The organism is Mesorhizobium sp. DxT (assembly GCF_058448885.1).
The window spans coordinates 53,650-71,524 of the sequence record NZ_JBZFLJ010000003.1 but is presented as its reverse complement, the minus strand read 5'-3'; the positions used below and the strand labels follow the sequence as shown (position 1 = coordinate 71,524).

Annotated in this window: 22 protein-coding genes; 17 read left to right on the top strand and 5 right to left on the bottom strand. The window is 63.6% G+C overall.

The window, feature by feature from the left end:
- Positions 1-83 precede the first annotated feature (83 nt).
- From ACVJNE_RS07450 to ACVJNE_RS07415, 8 genes are all read left to right on the top strand, one after another.
- On the top strand, positions 84-593 hold the full coding sequence (locus ACVJNE_RS07450) for a TRAP transporter small permease (protein ID WP_499564324.1): 510 nt from the start codon (positions 84-86) through the stop codon (positions 591-593).
- A complete protein-coding gene (locus ACVJNE_RS07445) occupies positions 590-1,891 on the top strand; it encodes a TRAP transporter large permease (protein WP_499564322.1) in 1,302 nt (433 codons plus the stop codon). The genes ACVJNE_RS07450 and ACVJNE_RS07445 overlap by 4 nt, the downstream gene beginning before the upstream one ends.
- 6 nt (positions 1,892-1,897) lie before the next feature.
- On the top strand, positions 1,898-2,332 hold the full coding sequence (locus tag ACVJNE_RS07440; RefSeq protein WP_499564320.1) for a type II 3-dehydroquinate dehydratase: 435 nt from the start codon (positions 1,898-1,900) through the stop codon (positions 2,330-2,332).
- Between the two features lie 173 nt (positions 2,333-2,505).
- Entirely contained in the window at positions 2,506-3,417 is a 912-nt protein-coding gene (locus ACVJNE_RS07435; RefSeq protein ID WP_499564318.1) for a sulfurtransferase, read from the top strand.
- A 101-nt stretch (positions 3,418-3,518) separates the two neighbouring features.
- Positions 3,519-4,733 (top strand): YeeE/YedE family protein, encoded by a 1,215-nt coding sequence (locus tag ACVJNE_RS07430; protein WP_499564316.1) that lies wholly within the window; start codon positions 3,519-3,521, stop codon positions 4,731-4,733.
- 345 nt (positions 4,734-5,078) lie between these two features.
- On the top strand, positions 5,079-5,666 hold the full coding sequence (locus ACVJNE_RS07425; protein ID WP_499564314.1) for a DUF6969 family protein: 588 nt from the start codon (positions 5,079-5,081) through the stop codon (positions 5,664-5,666).
- Positions 5,667-5,823: 157 nt separating this feature from the next.
- Positions 5,824-6,717 carry a DMT family transporter gene (locus ACVJNE_RS07420; protein WP_499564312.1) on the top strand — a complete coding sequence of 298 codons (894 nt, stop codon included), beginning with the start codon at positions 5,824-5,826 and terminating at the stop codon, positions 6,715-6,717.
- 120 nt (positions 6,718-6,837) lie between these two features.
- Positions 6,838-7,752, top strand: coding sequence for a sigma-70 family RNA polymerase sigma factor (locus tag ACVJNE_RS07415; protein ID WP_499564310.1), 915 nt, complete (start codon positions 6,838-6,840; stop codon positions 7,750-7,752).
- Between the two features lie 16 nt (positions 7,753-7,768).
- Here the strand turns inward: ACVJNE_RS07415 and ACVJNE_RS07410 are convergent, their stop codons facing one another.
- Both ACVJNE_RS07410 and ACVJNE_RS07405 read right to left on the bottom strand, forming a co-directional pair.
- Positions 7,769-9,022 carry an RNA polymerase sigma factor gene (locus tag ACVJNE_RS07410; RefSeq protein ID WP_499564308.1) on the bottom strand — a complete coding sequence of 418 codons (1,254 nt, stop codon included), beginning with the start codon at positions 9,020-9,022 and terminating at the stop codon, positions 7,769-7,771.
- Positions 9,015-9,371 (bottom strand): YciI family protein, encoded by a 357-nt coding sequence (locus ACVJNE_RS07405; protein WP_499564307.1) that lies wholly within the window; start codon positions 9,369-9,371, stop codon positions 9,015-9,017. Before ACVJNE_RS07405 ends, ACVJNE_RS07410 begins: the two co-directional genes overlap by 8 nt.
- Before the next feature lie 211 nt (positions 9,372-9,582).
- Between ACVJNE_RS07405 and ACVJNE_RS07400 the strand changes: the two genes are divergently transcribed.
- On the top strand, positions 9,583-9,897 hold the full coding sequence (locus ACVJNE_RS07400) for a putative quinol monooxygenase (RefSeq protein WP_444726897.1): 315 nt from the start codon (positions 9,583-9,585) through the stop codon (positions 9,895-9,897).
- A 207-nt stretch (positions 9,898-10,104) separates the two neighbouring features.
- Positions 10,105-10,500 carry a (R)-mandelonitrile lyase gene (locus tag ACVJNE_RS07395; protein WP_499564305.1) on the top strand — a complete coding sequence of 132 codons (396 nt, stop codon included), beginning with the start codon at positions 10,105-10,107 and terminating at the stop codon, positions 10,498-10,500.
- Here ACVJNE_RS07395 and ACVJNE_RS07390 read toward each other — a convergent pair.
- Positions 10,488-11,834 (bottom strand): NAD(P)/FAD-dependent oxidoreductase, encoded by a 1,347-nt coding sequence (locus ACVJNE_RS07390; RefSeq protein ID WP_499564303.1) that lies wholly within the window; start codon positions 11,832-11,834, stop codon positions 10,488-10,490. The two genes, ACVJNE_RS07395 and ACVJNE_RS07390, sit on opposite strands and share 13 nt — an antisense overlap.
- 160 nt (positions 11,835-11,994) lie before the next feature.
- Between ACVJNE_RS07390 and ACVJNE_RS07385 the strand changes: the two genes are divergently transcribed.
- Genes ACVJNE_RS07385 through ACVJNE_RS07365 form a run of 5 tightly spaced genes read left to right on the top strand, consistent with a single transcriptional unit; the run spans position 11,995 to position 15,716 of the window.
- Positions 11,995-12,633 (top strand): sigma-70 family RNA polymerase sigma factor, encoded by a 639-nt coding sequence (locus tag ACVJNE_RS07385; RefSeq protein ID WP_499564301.1) that lies wholly within the window; start codon positions 11,995-11,997, stop codon positions 12,631-12,633.
- Complete coding sequence (locus ACVJNE_RS07380; RefSeq protein WP_499564299.1) at positions 12,630-13,280, top strand: ChrR family anti-sigma-E factor; 651 nt, start codon at positions 12,630-12,632, stop codon at positions 13,278-13,280. Before ACVJNE_RS07385 ends, ACVJNE_RS07380 begins: the two co-directional genes overlap by 4 nt.
- 2 nt (positions 13,281-13,282) lie before the next feature.
- Entirely contained in the window at positions 13,283-14,098 is an 816-nt protein-coding gene (locus tag ACVJNE_RS07375; protein ID WP_499564297.1) for a DUF1295 domain-containing protein, read from the top strand.
- A complete protein-coding gene (locus ACVJNE_RS07370) occupies positions 14,095-15,129 on the top strand; it encodes an SAM-dependent methyltransferase (RefSeq protein WP_499564295.1) in 1,035 nt (344 codons plus the stop codon). Before ACVJNE_RS07375 ends, ACVJNE_RS07370 begins: the two co-directional genes overlap by 4 nt.
- Positions 15,084-15,716 carry a hypothetical protein gene (locus ACVJNE_RS07365; protein WP_499564293.1) on the top strand — a complete coding sequence of 211 codons (633 nt, stop codon included), beginning with the start codon at positions 15,084-15,086 and terminating at the stop codon, positions 15,714-15,716. The genes ACVJNE_RS07370 and ACVJNE_RS07365 overlap by 46 nt, the downstream gene beginning before the upstream one ends.
- Here ACVJNE_RS07365 and ACVJNE_RS07360 read toward each other — a convergent pair.
- Positions 15,681-16,082, bottom strand: a complete 402-nt coding sequence (locus ACVJNE_RS07360) for a DUF2177 family protein (protein ID WP_499564291.1) — start codon at positions 16,080-16,082, stop codon at positions 15,681-15,683. The two genes, ACVJNE_RS07365 and ACVJNE_RS07360, sit on opposite strands and share 36 nt — an antisense overlap.
- A 118-nt stretch (positions 16,083-16,200) precedes the next feature.
- On the opposite strand from ACVJNE_RS07360, the gene ACVJNE_RS07355 reads away from it, so the two are divergent.
- Together ACVJNE_RS07355 and ACVJNE_RS07350 are read left to right on the top strand one after the other, a co-directional pair.
- A complete protein-coding gene (locus ACVJNE_RS07355; RefSeq protein WP_244648596.1) occupies positions 16,201-16,581 on the top strand; it encodes a DUF2147 domain-containing protein in 381 nt (126 codons plus the stop codon).
- 2 nt (positions 16,582-16,583) lie between these two features.
- Positions 16,584-17,411, top strand: a complete 828-nt coding sequence (locus ACVJNE_RS07350) for a DUF1365 domain-containing protein (protein WP_499564289.1) — start codon at positions 16,584-16,586, stop codon at positions 17,409-17,411.
- Positions 17,412-17,417: 6 nt separating this feature from the next.
- On the opposite strand, the gene rpiB is transcribed toward ACVJNE_RS07350, so the two are convergent.
- Positions 17,418-17,864, bottom strand: a complete 447-nt coding sequence (gene rpiB, locus ACVJNE_RS07345; RefSeq protein ID WP_173188493.1) for a ribose 5-phosphate isomerase B — start codon at positions 17,862-17,864, stop codon at positions 17,418-17,420.
- Positions 17,865-17,875 lie beyond the last annotated feature (11 nt).

The following is a 17,875-nucleotide window of genomic DNA, read 5'->3' as shown; positions in this document are numbered from 1 at the left end:
TTTGCAACCCGGACCGCCCGACAGGGCGGGCCGGGAATTTCGTCCCGCGGCGCCGGACCGCGGATACCGGCTCGGAGGTCGCCATGCGGTTCGCTCGCATCGGGCAGTTTCTCTATCGACGCGCGGAAAACCTGCTGGCGCTGATGCTGGCGGTCATGTTCCTCGCCTTCATGGCGCAGGTGATCTTCCGCTACTTCCTCAACTTTCCGATCGGCTGGACGTCGGAACTCACCGTCATCATGTGGCTGTGGCTGGTTTTGTGGGGCGCGGCGTTCGTGCTGCGCGAGGATGAGGAAATCCGTTTCGACCTCGTCTATGGCTCGGTCAACCCCGCCGTACGGCGCGTGATGACGATCCTGTTCGCCGTGGCGCTTGTCGTCATCTACGCGCTCTCCTTTCCCGCGGTCTACGACTACGTGACCTTCATGAAAGTCCAGTCGACCGCCTATCTCAAGATCCGCTTCGACTACCTGTTCTCGATCTATCTGCTGTTCGCGGCCGCTGCGATCCTTCGCTATGGCTGGCTGGTGTGGCGCGCCATGCGTGGCGACATCGCCGGCCGCGACGCGGAACATACGGGTTCCGGCCTATGAGTTTCACCGATCCGTTCACGCTTTGCCTGATTGCGATCATCGGCCTTAGCCTGCTTGGCCTGCCGATCGGCCACGCCATGATCGCCGGCTCTATCGTCTATCTCTACCTGGCCGGCCTCGACATGGGCACGGCGGCGGAGCAGCTGCTCAACGGCATGTATACGAGCTACATCCTGCTCGCGGTGCCGCTGTTCATCCTCTCCGCCGAGATCATGAACAGCGGTTCGATGACCGAACGTCTGCTGGGCTTCTGCAACGCGCTGGTCGGGCGATTCCGGGGCGGTCTCGCGCAGGTCAATGTCGTCCAGTCGATCATCTTCGCCGGAATGTCCGGCTCGGCCATCGCCGATGCAGCCGGCGTTGGCAAGATGATGCAGAAGATGATGACCGAGGGTGGGCGCTATCCGGCGAGCTTCGCCGCCGCGCTGACCGCCGCCACCGCCGTCATCGGGCCGATCATCCCGCCCTCCATCCCGATCGTGCTCTATGCGCTCGTGTCCGACGCGTCGATCGGCTACCTGTTTCTCGGCGGCATGGTGCCCGGCCTGCTGATGGGCCTGCTGCAGATGGCACTCGTCGTCCGCACAGCCCGCAAGCGTAATTTCCCGGTCGAGGAGCCGGTGCCGCTGCGCGAGATTCCCGGCATCACGCTGCGCGCCCTACCGGCGCTAATGATGCCGGTGGTGCTGCTCGGCGGCATCTATTCCGGCATCACCACACCGACGGAGGCGGCGGCGATTGCGGCGGCCTATGCGTTCCTCGTTTCGGCATTGCTTTACCGCACCGTGACCTGGCGCGGCACATACAAGACGCTGCTGTCGAGCGCCCGCACGACCGCGTCGATCGGCATGCTGATCGCCGGCGCGCTGGTCTTCAACTACGTCGTGACGGTCGAGAACATCCCGCGCACGCTGAGCGTGTTCCTGCAGGGCTTCGACCTGTCGCCGACGACGTTCCTGATTATCGTCAACATCCTGCTGCTGGCGCTGGGCTGCCTGCTGGAAGGCACGACGATCATCCTCATCGTCATCCCGGTGCTGATCCCTACCGCGCAGGTGCTCGGCGTCGACCTCGTGCATTTCGGCATCGTTTGCGTGGTCAACATCATGATCGGGCTGATCACGCCGCCCTACGGCCTGCTCCTGTTCATCATGACCAATATCGGACAGGTGTCGCTGCGCGCACTGGTGCGCGACATCCTGCCGTTCCTCTATGCGATGCTGGCCTCGCTGGCGCTTATCACATTCTTCCCCGACCTCGTTCTCTTCCTGCCCCGTCTGCTGGGCTACCAGGGCTGATCCTTCATGACTGCACCGATCTACGTTCTCAACGGCCCCAACCTCAATCGCCTCGGCACGCGTGAGCCGGCAATCTACGGCAGCACGACGCTGGGCGAGGTTGAGGCGATGTGCCGCTCGGCGGCCGGCGAAATCCCGGTCGAGTTCCGGCAGTCGAACCGTGAGTACGAAATCGTCGACTGGGTTCACGAGGCGATCGACCGGCCTGCCGCCGGCATCGTCATCAACCCGGCCGCCTTCACCTTCACATCCATCGCCATTCTGGACGCGCTGAAGATGTTTCCGCGGCCGATCATCGAGCTGCACATATCCAACATCCACCGCCGGGAAGACATCTACCAGCATTCGCTGGTTTCGAAGATCGCCACGGCTGTCATCGCCGGGCTTGGCCCCAAAGGCTATGCGACCGCCATACGCGCGATGAAGGACCTGATCGGATAGGCGAATGCCGGCTATCGCGGAATCATGTTCCTATGAATTCTCTTCATGAGGAATGATATTCTAGCGATGCCGTGCGTGCTCGCGCAGTCGTGCGCTGACTCAACACGCTCCGAAGTCTAAAACCCCTTCAGGATCCCGGATCGATTTCGGGAAATGACACGGAGTTCGATCACATGCGCATCGCTTCATTGGCATTCACGCTTTCGATTCTCGCCGCCCCGGCGCTCGCGGCGGATGCCGGTCCGCTGGTTGACACCGATTGGGTCAAGGCGAACGCCGGCAAGGAAAACGTCGTCATCCTCGACATTCGCGACAAGGTCGCCGAGACGGAGCTGGGAGACACGCCCTATATCGAGGGCGCGGTGGTTGCTCCCTACGCAGGTGCGGGCTGGCGTACCGAGATCGACGGGGTCCCCGGCAAGCTGCCGCCGCTGGACCAGATCACCAAGCTGATCGGCGACCTCGGCATCGATAATGACGACCATGTCGTCATCGTGCCATGGGGCACCGATTCCTCCGAGTTTGGCGGCGCGACCCGCATCTACTGGACATTCAAATATCTCGGCCACGACGATGTCTCCATCCTCGACGGCGGCTGGCGGCAGTACGATGCGGCCGGCGGCGCGCGCACTGCGGAAGCGGTCACGCCCGAACCGGCCACCTTCACCGCGGACCCGCAAGAAGACCTGCTTGCCACCACCGAGGAGGTTGTCGCGGCGCTGGAAGCCGGGACGAAGCTCGTCGACGGCCGTCCCGCGGAACAGTTCACGGGCAAGTCGAAAAGCCCGGTCGTGCGCGCCAACGGCACGATCCCCGGCTCCGTGAACATCCAGCATTCCGACCTCTACAGCGCGGACTATGCGAGCTTCGCGCGTCCCGAGACGGTGAAGGCGCTGAGCGAAGCTGTTGGCCTGGCGACTGACGAGGAAAACATCGCGTTCTGCAACACCGGGCACTGGGCATCCGTCGCCTGGTTCGGGCTCTCCGAGGTGCTGGGCAACAAGAACACCAGCATGTACGATGGATCGATGGCCGAGTGGACCGCCGATCCGGCGCGCCCGGTCGAGAACAAGTCCGGCAGCTAGGCCTAATACTCTCCTCAGCCGCCACCTGATTTGGCGGCACAAGTGTCCGGAATTTTCCGGACACTTGCAGTTTGGGAACGCCGCGTGACGGCGGACTGTGAATGACAGACGTGACCATCGGCCGCCCGGCCTTCCCTCCCGCCCCCAACATCGATCGCGCGCCGGCCCTGGTCGCCGGCGGCGCCCTGCTGGTCGGCTTCCTGGCGATAACGCACCTGATCGATCTGCGGCAGGCGGCACTCTTTATGGTCGGCGGACTGCTGGGCGCCGCGCTCTATCACGGCTCCTTCGGGTTCACCGGAGGCTGGCGGCGAATGGTCGTCGAACGGCGGGGACGCGGCATCCGCGCGCAGATGCTGATGATCGGGGTCGCCGCGGTGGCGATGATCCCGTTGATTGCCGCCGGCAATCTCGGCGACCGGGCACTGGTCGGCGCGATGGGCCCGGTTGGCGTCTCGGTGATCGTCGGGGCGACGATGTTCGGACTTGGCATGCAGCTTGGTGGCGGCTGCGGGTCGGGCACGCTGTTTACAGTCGGCGGTGGCTCGTCCCGCATGCTGGTGACACTGGTCTTCTTCATCGTCGGCGCGCTGGTCGGCACAGCGCATCTGCCATGGTGGCTGACGCTGCCGTCGCTGGGTACGGTCGACATCGGCCGCGAACTCGGGACCGGCACGGCGGTTCTGGCGACTCTTGTCGGACTCGGGCTCGTCGCGCTGGTGACGGCCCTGATCGAACGCCGCGCGCATGGCAACATCGAAACGGAGCCGGTCCCGAGCCGGGCCGGCTGGAGTTGGCTGACCTACGGCCCCTGGCCGCTGGTGGGTGCGGGGCTTCTGCTCGCTCTGCTCAATATCGCCACGCTGCTGCTCGCCGGCCATCCATGGTCGGTCACCTTCGGCTTCGGGCTGTGGGGCGCCAAGGCCGCGCAGGCCATGGGCATGCCGGTCGAGACCTGGGAATTCTGGAACTGGCCGGGGCCGCAGGCTGCGCTTCAGTCGAGCGTGCTGGCCGACATCACCTCGGTGATGAATTTCGGCATCATCCTCGGCGCGGCGCTGGCGGCGAGCCTCGCCGGCAAGTTCGCTCCCAAGGCCAAAATCCCGCTCGGCTCGCTGATGGCGGCGGTGGTCGGCGGCCTGCTGATGGGCTACGGGGCGCGGCTTTCATTCGGCTGCAATATCGGCGCGCTGTTCTCCGGCATCGCGTCCGGCAGCCTCCATGGATGGCTGTGGTTTGCCTGCGCCTTTGTCGGGTCGCTGGCAGGTGTCTGGGCGCGGCCGCTGTTCGGCCTCGATGGGTTCGTCAGGAAATGAGTACGTCCCGCAATACGTTGCTGTTCGGTGCCGCGCTGACTGTGGCGACCGCCGCCGTCGCAGTCGACCATTACACGCATCCCGTTCCGCGCGCGCAGCCGGGAGCCTCTTCCGGGACGAGTGGCGGTTCACCGTGCGCAGCCGCCGCCCCTTGCGCGGCGGGCTCGCCCTGTGCTGCCGGCGCGCCGCGTGCCGCACCTCCTCCGCCGCCCGCGCCGATGCCGGCCTCGCCTTGCGCACCCGCAGCGCCCAAGCTCGCACCACCCCCGCCGCCGGCTCCCATGCCCTCCAGCGAGAAGAAGCTTGCGCCGCCACCTCCTCCTCTTCCGAGGCCGGCAGAGGACAATGGCTGAGGACGGCAAGGCGCTCGCGCTGCGCGAGATCGCGTTCTGCGAGACCGTGCTCGCCAAGGGCGGGCTCAACGTGCTGTCCGAAACCTTTCGCGGCGTCGCCGACATCACGGCATGGGAGCATTATCCACCGGGCGACGTGTTCGACCCGGCGAGTGGCGCCCAGTGGTACTATCACTCCCATCCGGCGGACGCGGGTGAGATAGAGCACGGACACTTCCACTGCTTCGTACGCCCGCAGGGGCCCGAAGGCCCGATCCACCATCTTGCCGCTGTTGGCGTCGATGCCTACGGCCGGATGCTTCGCCTTTTCACGGTGAACCAGTGGGTGGTGGGTGACGACTGGCTGGAGGCTGATGCGACGATCGCACTGCTGCCGCGTTTCGACTTGCAGATGCCGCAGCCTTCCTATCTCGTGAACCGCTGGCTGACCGCGATCTTCACGGCTTACGCGACCGAGATCGCCGAGCTGATCCATAAGCGCGACCGCGCGCTTACCTCCCATCGGCCGCCCGAGGGCGTCGAAGCGAGGCAGGACAGGGCGCTGGAAGTCGTCTCCGAACTGGACATCCCGCCGCGATAGTTGGCGGACAACTACGCGAGGCTGGAGCAAGCTTGTCAGGAGCTTTTGTGGTCCGTTGGAATTTGGCCTTTTCGCGACGCCCGGTTTCAAGCAATCTAACATCTCAACCTGAAGGTATGCCCGTCGACGTCTTCCCCCGATCCGAAAGCCCAGTTCGATGCCGCTCTATGAACTTGCCGCACTGGGGGCGGCGACATGCTGGGCCCTCACCGGTATCATTTCGGCGGGACCCGCCAACCATCTCGGAGCGCTGGCGTTCAATAGGGCGCGGCAGGTCTTCGTTACGGGGCTGCTTGCGCTCTACGTGTTGGCTTCCGGTACATGGCGGGAGCTCGATGCGGGTGCTGTCGGTCCGTTGCTGCTTTCCGGGTTCATTGGCATCTTCATCGGCGACACGCTGCTGTTCGCCACACTCAACCGCGTCGGTCCACGCCGCTCCGGCATCCTCTTCGCCCTGAACGCGCCGCTGGCTGCCATCCTCGGGTGGCTCGTACTCGGCGAGGAACTGCCGGGCATCGCCGTCTTCGGCATCGCATTGACGATCGCGGGCGTGCTGCTCGCCATCCTGTTCGGCAAGCGTCGGTCGCAGCTCCACCAGTGGGAGGCGGTCAAGGGGCCGCTGTGGGTCGGCGTCGCGCTTGGCCTGCTGGCGGCCACCGGGCAGGCCGTCGGCTCCATCATTGCCCGGCCGATCATGGCAAGCGGCGTCGATCCGTTTGCCGCATCGATGCTGCGCGTCGGCATCGCCGCACTCTGCCTGACGGTCCTCATCCAGCTACCCATCCCTGCGGTTAAGCCGAAAGGGCCGCTTACCCTGAGCATCGCAGCGCAGACCGCGCTAACGGGTGTCCTGGCGCTGGCGATTGGCATGACGTTGCTGCTCTATGCGCTTTCGGGCGGCAAGGTCGGCATAGTATCGACGCTTTCAGCGACGTCGCCGGTCATGATCCTGCCCATGCTATGGCTGCGCACCGGCGAGCGACCTGCGGCAGGCGCCTGGGCAGGCGCGGCGCTCGTTGTTGTCGGCATGGCGCTGCTGTTCCTCCGCTAGATCCGTCGATGCCCACGATCTTCCGGGCTGACGACGTAAAAAATGCGGCCACGTCACAATACCTGCCTATGGATCGTCAACCGGAGATAAGCCACCCTTTCGCGAGGAGGACCCTCGGTCATGTCGAAGAGTAACCCTTCCAGCGCAGCGCGCGACAGCGATGCGCATATCCGCTTCTTCGAGGAGGCCAGGCCACGACTTCTCGGTATCGCTTATCGCATCCTGGGTACGCGCGCCGAGGCCGAAGACGCCGTGCAGGACACGTTTCTGCGCTGGCAAGCCACCGATGTGGACAGCATCGAATCCCCCGGCGCGTGGCTCACCACCGCATGCACGCGACGATCGATAGACATGCTGCGCGCTGCCTACCGCAGCCGGGTCGACTATGTCGGCAACTGGCTGCCGGAGCCGATTCACGCGATCATCGACAGCGATGCGGAGGCGCAAATGGAACTCTCATCATCCCTTTCCACCGCGTTCCTGCTCATGCTGGAGCGACTGACGCCGCGCGAACGCGCCGCCTATCTGCTGCACGAAATCTTCGACATGTCCTACGGAGACGTCGCCGCGTCCCTGGACATGACCGAACCGGCCTGCCGCAAGCTCGTCTCGCGGGCCAAAGCACGCATCGGCGAAGATCATGTGCGCTTCATGCCGACGCAGGAACGTCAGGAGGAACTTCTTGCTGCCTTCGAGGAGGCGATCCGGTCGGGTCAGCCGGGCCCGCTCACCGCGATGCTGGCAAGCGATGTCCGGCTGACGGCCGACGGCGGCGGAAAGGTCGCGACGGTGACCGACATGCTGGAAGGCAGCGCGGTCACGGCCTTCCTGACGGAACGGCTCAGTGGCTGGTGGCAAAACTATGAATGGAGCTTCGCCGATCTCAATGGATCGCGCGGTCTGGTGCTGCGTGATGGAGGGACGATCGTCGCCGCAGTCTCGTTTGCCTATGATGCGGCAAGCCGCATCGCCGAGATCTTCGTCGTGCGCAATCCGGACAAGCTTGCCGCACTCGATGAAGTGACGATGCACTGAGAGGCGACCGGATCGGCTATGTCCTTTCTGGCGTCCAGGCCAGGCGGGCGATCCGGCGCTGCAGGAAGGCTCTTGCGGCTTCGTCGGTCGCCAGCCCAAGCGCTGCGGTCAGCGCCTCCCTTGCTTCCAGGTTCCGGCCTGCTTCAGCCAGGAGCGTGCCACATGCCGCCCAGTAGGGCTGGTAATCGACGAGCCTGGGATCTGCACCGATCTCCTGGATTTCGTCCAATACCGCCTTGGCGCCATATATGCGTGCGCGCGCCACGAGGCGGTTCAGCGCAACGACCGGTGTCGGCGCCAGCGCGAAGAGCACATCGTAAAGCGCGACGATGTCGGACCAGTTGTCCAGACCGTGCAATCGGCGCGCCACATGCGCGGATTGGATTGCAGCTTCGATCTGAAAGCGGCCGCTACCCTCCAATCGGTTGGCGTCCTTCATAAGCGCTTCGGCCTGCCGAATCTGTGACAGGTTCCACAAGGCGGTGTCCTGATCGTCGAGCGGAACATACGACCCGTCAGGTGCGGAGCGCGCATTGCGCCGGGCATCCAGAAACAGCATCAGGGCAAGCAGGCCTTTGACCTCCGGTTCGTCGGGAATGAGTTCCGCCATGACCTGCCCCAGCCAGATGGCCTCTTCGGAAAGCCTCCCTGCAGACCCCTCGCCGGCCTCGGCCCAATCCCTGGAATAGGCCGCGTAAACGGCCTGCAGCACCGCATCGAGGCGATCGGGCAAATCGGCACGCTCAGGAATGGCAAAGGGAATGCCGGACTGCTTGATGCGCGCCTTCGCCCGCACGAGCCGTTGGCCCATCGTTGCCGGCGGAACCAGGAACGCCGCTGCGATGGCTTCAGCGGTGAAGCCGAGGATAACCTGCAGGATCAGCGGCGTACGGATGGCCGGTTCGATCTCGGGATGGGCGCAGGCAAACATCAGGGCAACGCGCCGGTCGGGTATTTCCCGCGATGTCTGCCGTTCGGCGTCAAGTTCGTCCGAGATGAGCTTGAGATGTTCCTGGAAGCGTTCGTTTGTTCCCCTACGCCGCGACGAGTCGATCAGCCGCCTGCGTGCAACCGCGAGTAGCCACCCTTCCGGATTGCGCGGAACGCCTTGCGCCGGCCATTGCCGCAGCGCGGCTGCAAAGGCCTCCGCCAGCGCGTCCTCGGCGCTGGCGACGTCCCGCGTGATGGATGAAAGCAGGGCCACGAGACGACCGTAGCTTTCGCGTGCCGCACGGTCGGCGGCACGCCGGCTCTGGTCGAGGCTACTCATCTCCAAGATCAATGATCTGCCGCACCTCGATGGTTCCCCAGGTCGCGGCGGGGCAGCGAGCGGCCCATTTGATGGCCTCGTCCATGTTTTCGGCCCTGATGATGTAATAGCCGCCGAGCTGTTCGCGCGTTTCGGCATAGGGACCGTCCTGCACCTTCATCTCGCCGCGGTCGACATGCACAGTGCAGGCCGTGTTGGTGCGGGCCAGCGGCGCAGTCGCCACGAAGGCATTCGCCTTCCGAAGCGCCTCCCTGTAGGCGTGGAGCTGGTCCATGAAGCCCTTCATTTCTTCCGGCGGTATGTTCGAACCAGCGACCTCGTCGGCATAAAGCATCAGCATGTAGTTCATCTCGTTTCCTTCCGTGTTGGTCCGGCGAACCTGCTCGCCGTAACCATGTCGCGCCGCCGTCGCGGATTTCGACACTCTCTTCGCGTGCACCCGAAAAAACAAATCAGTCCAGGCCCGGCGTCACAAACCGCTCGTCTCGAACGTCACGAGGATATGGGCAGGATGCCCGATCACAAGCGGCCGACGGCCGCACCGTTTCGAGGAGTAGATCATGAACAGGAAAGCACTTTACATCAGGCACAAGGCGCAACCCGGCAAGCGCGACGAGGTCAAGCGCATCTGGGAGAAATATGCCCGCGCCTATATCGACAAGGCCGACGGGCAGATCGCCTATGTCTATGGTTTCGACGACAACGACCCGGACGCGATCGTGGCCTACCAGCTCTATACCGGCGAGGCCGGTTCCGACGATTTCGTCAACCAGCCCTGGTTCAAGGATTACGAGGAGGAAACAGCAGCACTGCTGGCCGGCCCGTCGGAATTCCGCACCATTACACCGCAATGGATCAAGGGCGACGCAGCCTGATGAAGCCTATGCCCGGAACCCGGCAGGAGTGCCTGCCGGGTTCCAACTTCCAGCCTTGGCAGGCAGGTGGAGAAGCGGGGACCAGCTTTTTGTTGCAAGCTCGCCGGTGTGTCCTAGGTTGGATGATGGGCATGAGGCAGGCTCGCAGAGACTGCGCCGCACGCCCCATTGCAACCGGGTCACCGACCTCCAGGCAGGAGCATCACGTTGAAAATCGTCCGCAACAGCGACCAGCCGTCGGCCAAGGGACCGGCTGAATATTTCACCGGTTCCGTGCGCATAGACAGCCAGTTCGCTGCTCCTGAACCGGCGCGTGCGGCGGCAGCAGTCGTCTCTTTCGAGCCCGGCGCAAGGACTGCCTGGCACACGCATCCCCTGGGACAGCGCCTGCTGATCGTTTCGGGCGAGGGATGGGTGCAAAAGAAAGGCGAGGCAAAACAGCTTGTACAGGCCGGCGATACAGTCTGGTTTGAGCCGGACGAGAAGCACTGGCACGGCGCGACCGATACCAAGGCCATGGTTCACATTGCCATTCAGGAAGCCCGGGACGGTTCTCCGGTCAACTGGATGGAGCAGGTGTCGGACGACGACTACCTTGGCTGAGGCGGCCGCGTGGCGGCGTGAACGTCAATGCGGTCAGATTCGCCGGCCACTGTCCACGGGCGCTTGACGCCACCCAGGCTTTCGCCCACGGCGAGACCCGCCTGAATCGCATCTTCATGGAAGCCGGAACCGAAATACGAACCGCAGAACCACGTGTTCGCCCGCCCCTGCAGCGACCATAGCTGGCGCTGCGCGTCCAGCGTTGCCGCGTTGAAGAGCGGATGACGGTAGACGCCCTGCCAGAAGATCTTGTCGTCGGCTGGCCTGAGCAGCGGGCTCAGCGTGACGAACAGGGGTGTCTTGTCCGGGATATCCTGCAAACGGTTCATCCAGTAGGTGACGCAAGGCTTGCCGCGCGTTTCGCCGGCCGCTGCTGACTGGGACAGATAGTTCCAGCTCGACCAGACGCGACGCCGGCGTGGCATCAGCCTTTCGTCGCCGTGGAGAACGGTTTCGTTCAGCCCATAGGCAAAGGTGCCAAGCAGCTCGGTTTCCTGATCGGTGGGATCGCCAAGCAGGCGCAGCGCCTGGTCGGCGTGAGACCCGATAACCACGTGGTCGAACCATTCGGGTTCGGCAGTCGATGTGGAGACCTGCACGACACCGTTGACGCGCCGGACTTCCGTGACAGGCGCGTTGGTGCGGATGCGATCGCGAAAGGGTGCGACCAGCCTTTCGACATAGGCTCGGCTGCCGCCATCCACAGTGCGCCACACGGGCCGGCGAAAGAACTTCAGCAGCCCGTGGTTCTCGCAGAACCGGACAAACGAGACCGCCGGATAGCTTCCTATCTCGATGGCAGGCGTGGACCAGATCGCCGCAGCCATCGGGTAAAGGTGGTCCTCGCGGAAGGCGGTCCCGAAACCGGCCCCGTCGAGATATTCGTCAAGGCTGGCAGACGGGTCGAGGCCCCTGATCCCGGCAGGCGCCTCGCGGTAGAAGCGCACCAGGTCGCGCAGCATCGACCAGAAGCGCGGGCTCGCGATGTTCTTGTGCTGTGCGAACAAGCCGGCCAGGTTGGTGCCCGAATATTCAAGCGCGCCCTGATCCATTGAGACCGCGAACGACATGTCCGAACGCTTCGTCGGCACGTCCAGATGCCGGAAAAGTGCCGTGAGGTTCGGGTAAGTCGGCTCATTATAGACGATGAAGCCGGTGTCGACCGAAACGTCACCCACATCGACGGTATGGCAATGGCCGCCAACGCGGTTGTCAGCCTCGAAGACAGTCACGTGATGCCGTTGCGAAAGAAGCCACGCCGCGGAGAGAGCAGCTATGCCTGAACCGACCACCGCGATCTTGAGTGGACGTTCGGACTGGGGAAAATGACGCATCGGTCTCCTAGGCGTCGCGATCAAGCGACTGTCGATTTGGGTCTGCTCTTCGGTTACGTTCTACGAACGATCACGGGCGCCGGATCACCGGCAGAACGGTTTAATGCGATGGTTCGGCGGCGACGTGATCCGCTTTTGAATGACCGGCGTAGAAGGGTGCATGCATGAGGCCCACAATCACATCGGCGAAAAGCCAGGCTGGAGTGTTGCCACTCACAGGCGGCTGTCCGTCGTGAACTCGGAGGAAAATCCGCCGGCACCGGCGGCGGCCGAGTTCGTCGAGATGTTGCTGTCCGTCGCGACTCGTAAGGACCGGCAGGCCTTTGCCGCACTGTTTCGCCATTTCGGTCCGCGGCTGAAAACCTTCTTCATGCGTGGCGCGATGTCGGCCGGGTTGGCCGAAGACCTCGTACAGGAGACGATGCTCACCGTCTGGCGCAAGGCATCCTATTTCGACCCGGCCCGTGCCGGGGTGGCGACATGGATATTCACGATCGCGCGCAATCGGAGGATCGATCACCTGCGCCGGCAACGCGATCCTGCGAGCCTGCCTTTCGATCCTCCCGAAATGCCTCCATCGCAGGAGGAGGTTTTTGTCGTCACCGAAAGAGACACGCGCATTCGCAGTGCGCTTGCCGGTCTTTCGGAGGAACAGCAGACGATCCTTCGCATGGCCTATTTCAGCGAGAAATCGCAGAGCGAAATCGCCGAGGAACTGGGGATTCCTCTCGGCACCGTGAAATCGAGAACGCGGCTGGCCATGAACCGCCTGCGCACTCTTCTGGAAGACGAAACATGAGTTCCAACCATCACCCCAAGGACGAAACGCTGATGCGTTTTGCAGCGGGCACGCTGGCCGCAGGGCCGGCGCTCGTCGTCGAAGCACATCTGGCCGGTTGTTCGACCTGTCGGGCGCGCATCGCAGAATACGAGGCCGTGGGTGGCTCTTTCCTCGAAGACATTGAGCCGACCCAGCTCTCGGAAACGGCCCTCGCCGACACGCTCGCGATGATCGACCAGGAAGACGAGATGCCGGCGATGGTATCGGCGCAGAAGCCTGTCGAAATCGACGGCATACGTCTGCCGGATGCACTGCGCGGCTGCGACATCGGGCGGTGGCGCTGGGCGGGCCCCGGCGTGCGGATGAGCCGCGTCGGCGTGCCTCACGACCCGGAGGCCAACCTCATCCTTCTCAAGGTCGGTCCCGGTCGCGCCCTGCCTGACCACGGCCATGTCGGCGCGGAGTTTACCTATATCGTGTCGGGCTCCTACACCGACAGGTTCGGGCAGTTCCGGCCGGGCGATCTCGCGGAAATGGACGAGGATGTCGAGCATCAGCCGATCGTCGACCAGGGCGCGGACTGCATCTGCCTTGCCGCGATGGAAGGCCGGATGCGCTTCAACAGCTTCATCGGCCGGATGCTGCAGCCGATATTCGGAATCTAGCCGTGGGTCCGGTTCTGCTCCTTCTGGTCGTCGCCGTTTTCCTGTCACTGGCGATGACAGGGGCGTGGCTCGCAGTGAGCCGCGGAGCAAAATCCGGCTGGGTGGACGCGACCTGGTCGTTCGCCATCGGCGCGGCGGGCATAGCGGCAGCACTTCTTCCCGTCGAGGGTTGGGAAGGCGATTGGCAACGGCGCGTCATCGTTGCAACGGTTGCCGGCCTGTGGTCGCTGCGGCTCGGCCTGCACATCGTTAGCCGCACCGTGAACGGCGGAGAGGACCCGCGCTATGCCGCGCTCAAGCGGGAGTGGGGCGGGCAGTGGCGCCGACAGATGCTCTATTTCCTGCAGATGCAGGCTGCCGCCGCCCTTCTTCTGGCCTGCACGATCTTTCTGGCCGCGCGCAACCCGATGCCAGGCCTGCAATGGAGCGATCTTGCCGGTATAGTCGTGCTTGCGATCGCTGTTGCCGGCGAGGGCATCGCCGATGCGCAGCTCTCACAGTTCAAGAAAAGCGACGCCAACGCCGGCAAAGTGTGCAACGCCGGTCTTTGGGGCCTGTCGCGGCATCCAAACTATTTCTTCCAGTGGCTCGGCTGGACTGGCTACGCCCTGATCGCAATCGGCCCCTATGGTGATTGGGCATGGGGTTGGGGTGCGCTCGTCGGGCCGGCCTTCATGTACTGGCTGCTGGTGCACGTGTCCGGCATTCCACCGCTGGAAGAGCATATGAAACGCTCGCGCGGCGAGGCTTATGAAGCCTACGCCCGCCGGGTGAGCGCATTCTGGCCATTTCCGAAACAAAGGGAGGTCTCGACATGAATCTCGCCGTTGCAGCGATTTCCGCCGCAGAGCGTCTGCCGCTGCCCGACAAGGCACTGCGGTTCGGAATCGACCGGCTTGTGGGGCGAACCGAGCAGAAGCTTGCGAGCGGCAACGACAATGTCGATGCAGATTTCGCACGGGCGATGGATGGCTGGCCGATTGCTGTCAACACCACCGAAGCCAACGACCAGCATTACGAGCTGCCTCCTGCCTTCTTCGAGATCGTGCTCGGACCGCGCCGCAAATATTCATGCTGCCTTTATCCGGACAAGGATACGACGCTGGAGGAAGCGGAACTGCTTGCGCTGGACGAAACCTGCAGGCACGCGATGCTGGAGGATGGCCAGACGATCCTCGAGCTCGGTTGCGGGTGGGGATCGCTGTCCCTCTTCATGGCCGAACGGTTCCCCGGGTCGCGCATCCTGTCCGTCTCCAACTCAGCCCCGCAGCGCCGCCACATCGAAGCCGAGATCGCGAAACGCGGGCTCACAAACCTCGTTGTCGTGACCGCCGACATGAACGCGTTTTCGCATGAAGGCCGTTTCGACCGCATCGTCTCGGTGGAGATGTTCGAGCACATGTCTAACTGGCGGCTGCTGCTGGAACGCGCGCGGGGCTGGCTGCATAACGACGGGCGGATGTTCATCCATGTCTTCTCGCACCGGAACAGCCCCTACCGCTTCGATCATGCCGATCCCGCGGACTGGATTGCCCAGTACTTTTTCACCGGCGGGGTCATGCCCAGCCACGGCTTGATGCGTGAATTCTCAGAGTGGTTCAGCGTCGAGCAGGACTGGCGATGGAACGGCAGGCACTACGAACGAACTGCACTCGACTGGCTCAGGAATTTCGACGCCAACGAAGCTGAAATCCGCTCCATCTTCGCCGAACGATATGGCCGTGACGCGCCGCTTTGGATGCGCCGCTGGCGGATGTTCTTTCTCGCGACCGCTGGCCTGTTCGGCTACGCAGATGGCGAGCCATGGGGCGTCAGCCACTACCTGCTGCGCCCGGCAACCAGGGCCTGACGATGAGGGCGATCGACCTCGTGCGCTCGTATGCGGCGCACCCCGATCCCCTCGTCGCGTCCGCCAATTTCATAGCCCTGCTGGTAGCATCAAACCAGCCGTTTTATCCGCTGTACGTCTACTGGCTCGCCACGACGAATATCGAGCCGGTCTGGTACACGTTCCTGTCGACCCCATTCTTTCTGGCCGTTCCGGCGTTGTCGCGCTGGAACACCGTGGCAGGGCGCGCGCTGCTGCCATTGGCCGGGATCGGCAATACGATCCTGTGTGCGCAGCTCTTCGGTGTGCAGTCGGCGGTGGAGATCTTCCTCATTCCCTGCGCGGTACTGGCGATACTCCTGTTCCGCCCGGCCGAAAGGACGATCGGGTTCGCCATCGCCGGAGGCGCCTTTATGGCTTTCCTGTTTCTCGGCAGCCGATACGGTACGCCGCTTGTCGCCTATGACGTCGAAGAATATGCCGCTCTGGTGCGCCTCAACGCATCAAGTGCCGGTCTGCTGACAGTCTGCGCCGCGCTGATCTTCTCGAATGTCCTTGCCGCTGCTGGAGGGTCAGCCGAGCCGGTCGGAGACGATAAACCCGGCTGACGCGCCGACCGCGGTCACGAACATGCCCCAGGGAATGTCTGCCAGAGTGAGGGTCAGCGGCCAGTCGCGCAACGTGGCCTGGTTTGTGAGATCGTAGGTCGCGTAGGCGACCAGCCCCAGCACCGCTCCATTGAGCGCCGCCCTGCCAACACCGCCCCCTTCCAGTGCCGGTAAGACCGCGAAGAAGACGATACCGCCGATATAGATCAGGTAGAATACGATCGCCGGAACCAGCCTGAACTGTGGCGCGAGCATATCTCCAAGCAGCGGCCGGTAGAGCGTATCGGCCATCGTGTAGAGCCAGATCGCATCGACGATCAGGAACGCGATTGCGGCGGCGAGATATGCAATGAGGATTATCTTCATGGTCGTGCCTTTTGCGGGACTGTCTCTCCTACGGCGCGAATGTCCTTTCGGATCACCGGCAGTGAACCGAAACGGGTGTTCGAACGTATCTTTGGAAGAAAAATCGAGGACGAGTGCGATGAAGCAGCCGGCATTCTGTGTATTTGCGACTATGCTTTTCATGGCGAATCCTGCCGTAGCACAGGATGCGGCCGATCCCAGCGGTGTCTGGCTTCGTGACGACGGCAACGCCCGCGTCCAGATTGCCCCCTGCGGTGCGGACATCTGCGCAACGAACCTGTGGATCGGCGACACCAGCAAGGGGGAAGAGCCCGGCGACAAGCTGGTGATGTCCCTGGAGCCCCAGTCGGCGGATACGCTTGCCGGCACGGCCTACGATCCCAAGCGGGATCGCAGCTACTCGATCACGCTCAAGGTGGCCGAGCGCGCGCTCGTCACACGTGGATGCATCCTGGGTGGCGTTTTGTGCCGGGATGTCGGCTGGACGGCTGCGGACTAGAGATGACCCGCGAGCGCATCACGACAACCGATGCGAACGGAGCGCCGCCGGAAGCCGCCGGAACGCTCTACCCCGGCAGGGTCATGCACCAGCGCCTGAGACCGTTCGGGCACCGCTTCAGCTATCCCGTCTTCTCCCTGCTTGTGGACATCGACAGGCTCGTAGAGCTGGGCCGCATGTCGCGCCTGCTTGGCGTCAACCGGGCGGGCCTTGCATCGTTTCAGGAGCGCGATCATGTCGAAAACGACGGTGAAACCCTTCGACAATTCGTAGACAGGTTACTGGCAAATGCTGGCCTGGGCGCGCCCGCAGCGAGGGTACTTCTGCTGTGCTTCCCACGCATTCTCGGCTACGTCTTCAATCCGATCTCCGTCTATTTCGCCTATGACGATACCGGCAGGCTGATCGCGCTGATATACGCGGTGCGCAACACGTTCGGTGGGCGTCACGCTTATGTCGCACCGGTGCTGGCCGGCGAGGAAAGCGCGGCCGGCATTCGTCAGGAACGCGGCAAGGCATTCCACGTCTCGCCCTTCATCGGCATGAACGCGCGCTATCATTTCCGCGTGCTGCCGCCCGGCAAGACGGTGCGTCTGCGCATTCACGAGACGGAAGACAACGCGCCGCTGCTGGCCGCGACCTTCAACGGCGACGCGCTCCCGCTCGACGATGCGCATCTTGCCCGCTGCCTGGCGCGCTTCCCGTTCATGACGCTGAAGGTCGTTGGCGCGATCCATTGGCAGGCGCTCAAACTCTGGCTGAAGGGCGCGCCGTTTCACAAGAGCCCCCCGGCCATGCCGGCCAGGCAATCGCCGCAGGGTACTCGTTGAGGGCAATTACCGCTCGCCATCCATTTCGGCGAGCTTCCTCACGCGCCGGCGGAAATCCTCATCCGTAGAGAATTCCGCTTCCAGATATGCGGTCACGAGATCCTTGGCGAGCCAGGCGCCCACGATCTGCGCCCCGATGCACATCACATTGACGTCGTCATGCTCCACTGACTGATGAGCGGAATGCACGTCGTGGCAGACCGCCGCGCGGATGCCCTTGACCTTGTTCGCGGCAATCGAGGCGCCGACCCCTGTGCCGCAGACCATAAGCCCACGTTCAGCCTTGCCGTCGAGGATAGACGAGGTCACCACCTTGGCTATGTCGGGAAAGTCGACGGGATCTGGCGTATAGGACCCCGCATCGTGCACCTCATGTCCGAGCGACCGTATATGGTCCATGATGGTGGCCTTGAGCGGAAAGCCGGCGTGGTCTGAACCTATGACGATGCGCATGGATGAACTCC

Bases quoted from the DNA above. Each gene is read 5' to 3' on its own strand.
- ACVJNE_RS07415 (WP_499564310.1), top strand. From the start codon at position 6,838: ATGTCGAAGAGTAACCCTTCCAGCGCAGCGCGCGACAGCGATGCGCAT.
- ACVJNE_RS07400 (WP_444726897.1), top strand. From the start codon at position 9,583: ATGAACAGGAAAGCACTTTACATCAGGCACAAGGCGCAACCCGGCAAG.
- ACVJNE_RS07350 (WP_499564289.1), top strand. From the start codon at position 16,584: ATGACCCGCGAGCGCATCACGACAACCGATGCGAACGGAGCGCCGCCG.
- ACVJNE_RS07450 (WP_499564324.1), top strand. From the start codon at position 84: ATGCGGTTCGCTCGCATCGGGCAGTTTCTCTATCGACGCGCGGAAAAC.
- ACVJNE_RS07420 (WP_499564312.1), top strand. From the start codon at position 5,824: ATGCCGCTCTATGAACTTGCCGCACTGGGGGCGGCGACATGCTGGGCC.
- ACVJNE_RS07385 (WP_499564301.1), top strand. From the start codon at position 11,995: ATGCATGAGGCCCACAATCACATCGGCGAAAAGCCAGGCTGGAGTGTT.
- ACVJNE_RS07435 (WP_499564318.1), top strand. From the start codon at position 2,506: ATGCGCATCGCTTCATTGGCATTCACGCTTTCGATTCTCGCCGCCCCG.
- ACVJNE_RS07445 (WP_499564322.1), top strand. From the start codon at position 590: ATGAGTTTCACCGATCCGTTCACGCTTTGCCTGATTGCGATCATCGGC.
- ACVJNE_RS07360 (WP_499564291.1), bottom strand. From the start codon at position 16,082: ATGAAGATAATCCTCATTGCATATCTCGCCGCCGCAATCGCGTTCCTG.
- ACVJNE_RS07365 (WP_499564293.1), top strand. From the start codon at position 15,084: ATGGGGCGTCAGCCACTACCTGCTGCGCCCGGCAACCAGGGCCTGACG.
- ACVJNE_RS07430 (WP_499564316.1), top strand. From the start codon at position 3,519: ATGACAGACGTGACCATCGGCCGCCCGGCCTTCCCTCCCGCCCCCAAC.
- ACVJNE_RS07440 (WP_499564320.1), top strand. From the start codon at position 1,898: ATGACTGCACCGATCTACGTTCTCAACGGCCCCAACCTCAATCGCCTC.
- rpiB (WP_173188493.1), bottom strand. From the start codon at position 17,864: ATGCGCATCGTCATAGGTTCAGACCACGCCGGCTTTCCGCTCAAGGCC.
- ACVJNE_RS07370 (WP_499564295.1), top strand. From the start codon at position 14,095: ATGAATCTCGCCGTTGCAGCGATTTCCGCCGCAGAGCGTCTGCCGCTG.
- ACVJNE_RS07410 (WP_499564308.1), bottom strand. From the start codon at position 9,022: ATGAGTAGCCTCGACCAGAGCCGGCGTGCCGCCGACCGTGCGGCACGC.
- ACVJNE_RS07425 (WP_499564314.1), top strand. From the start codon at position 5,079: ATGGCTGAGGACGGCAAGGCGCTCGCGCTGCGCGAGATCGCGTTCTGC.
- ACVJNE_RS07390 (WP_499564303.1), bottom strand. From the start codon at position 11,834: ATGCGTCATTTTCCCCAGTCCGAACGTCCACTCAAGATCGCGGTGGTC.
- ACVJNE_RS07355 (WP_244648596.1), top strand. From the start codon at position 16,201: ATGAAGCAGCCGGCATTCTGTGTATTTGCGACTATGCTTTTCATGGCG.
- ACVJNE_RS07380 (WP_499564299.1), top strand. From the start codon at position 12,630: ATGAGTTCCAACCATCACCCCAAGGACGAAACGCTGATGCGTTTTGCA.
- ACVJNE_RS07405 (WP_499564307.1), bottom strand. From the start codon at position 9,371: ATGAACTACATGCTGATGCTTTATGCCGACGAGGTCGCTGGTTCGAAC.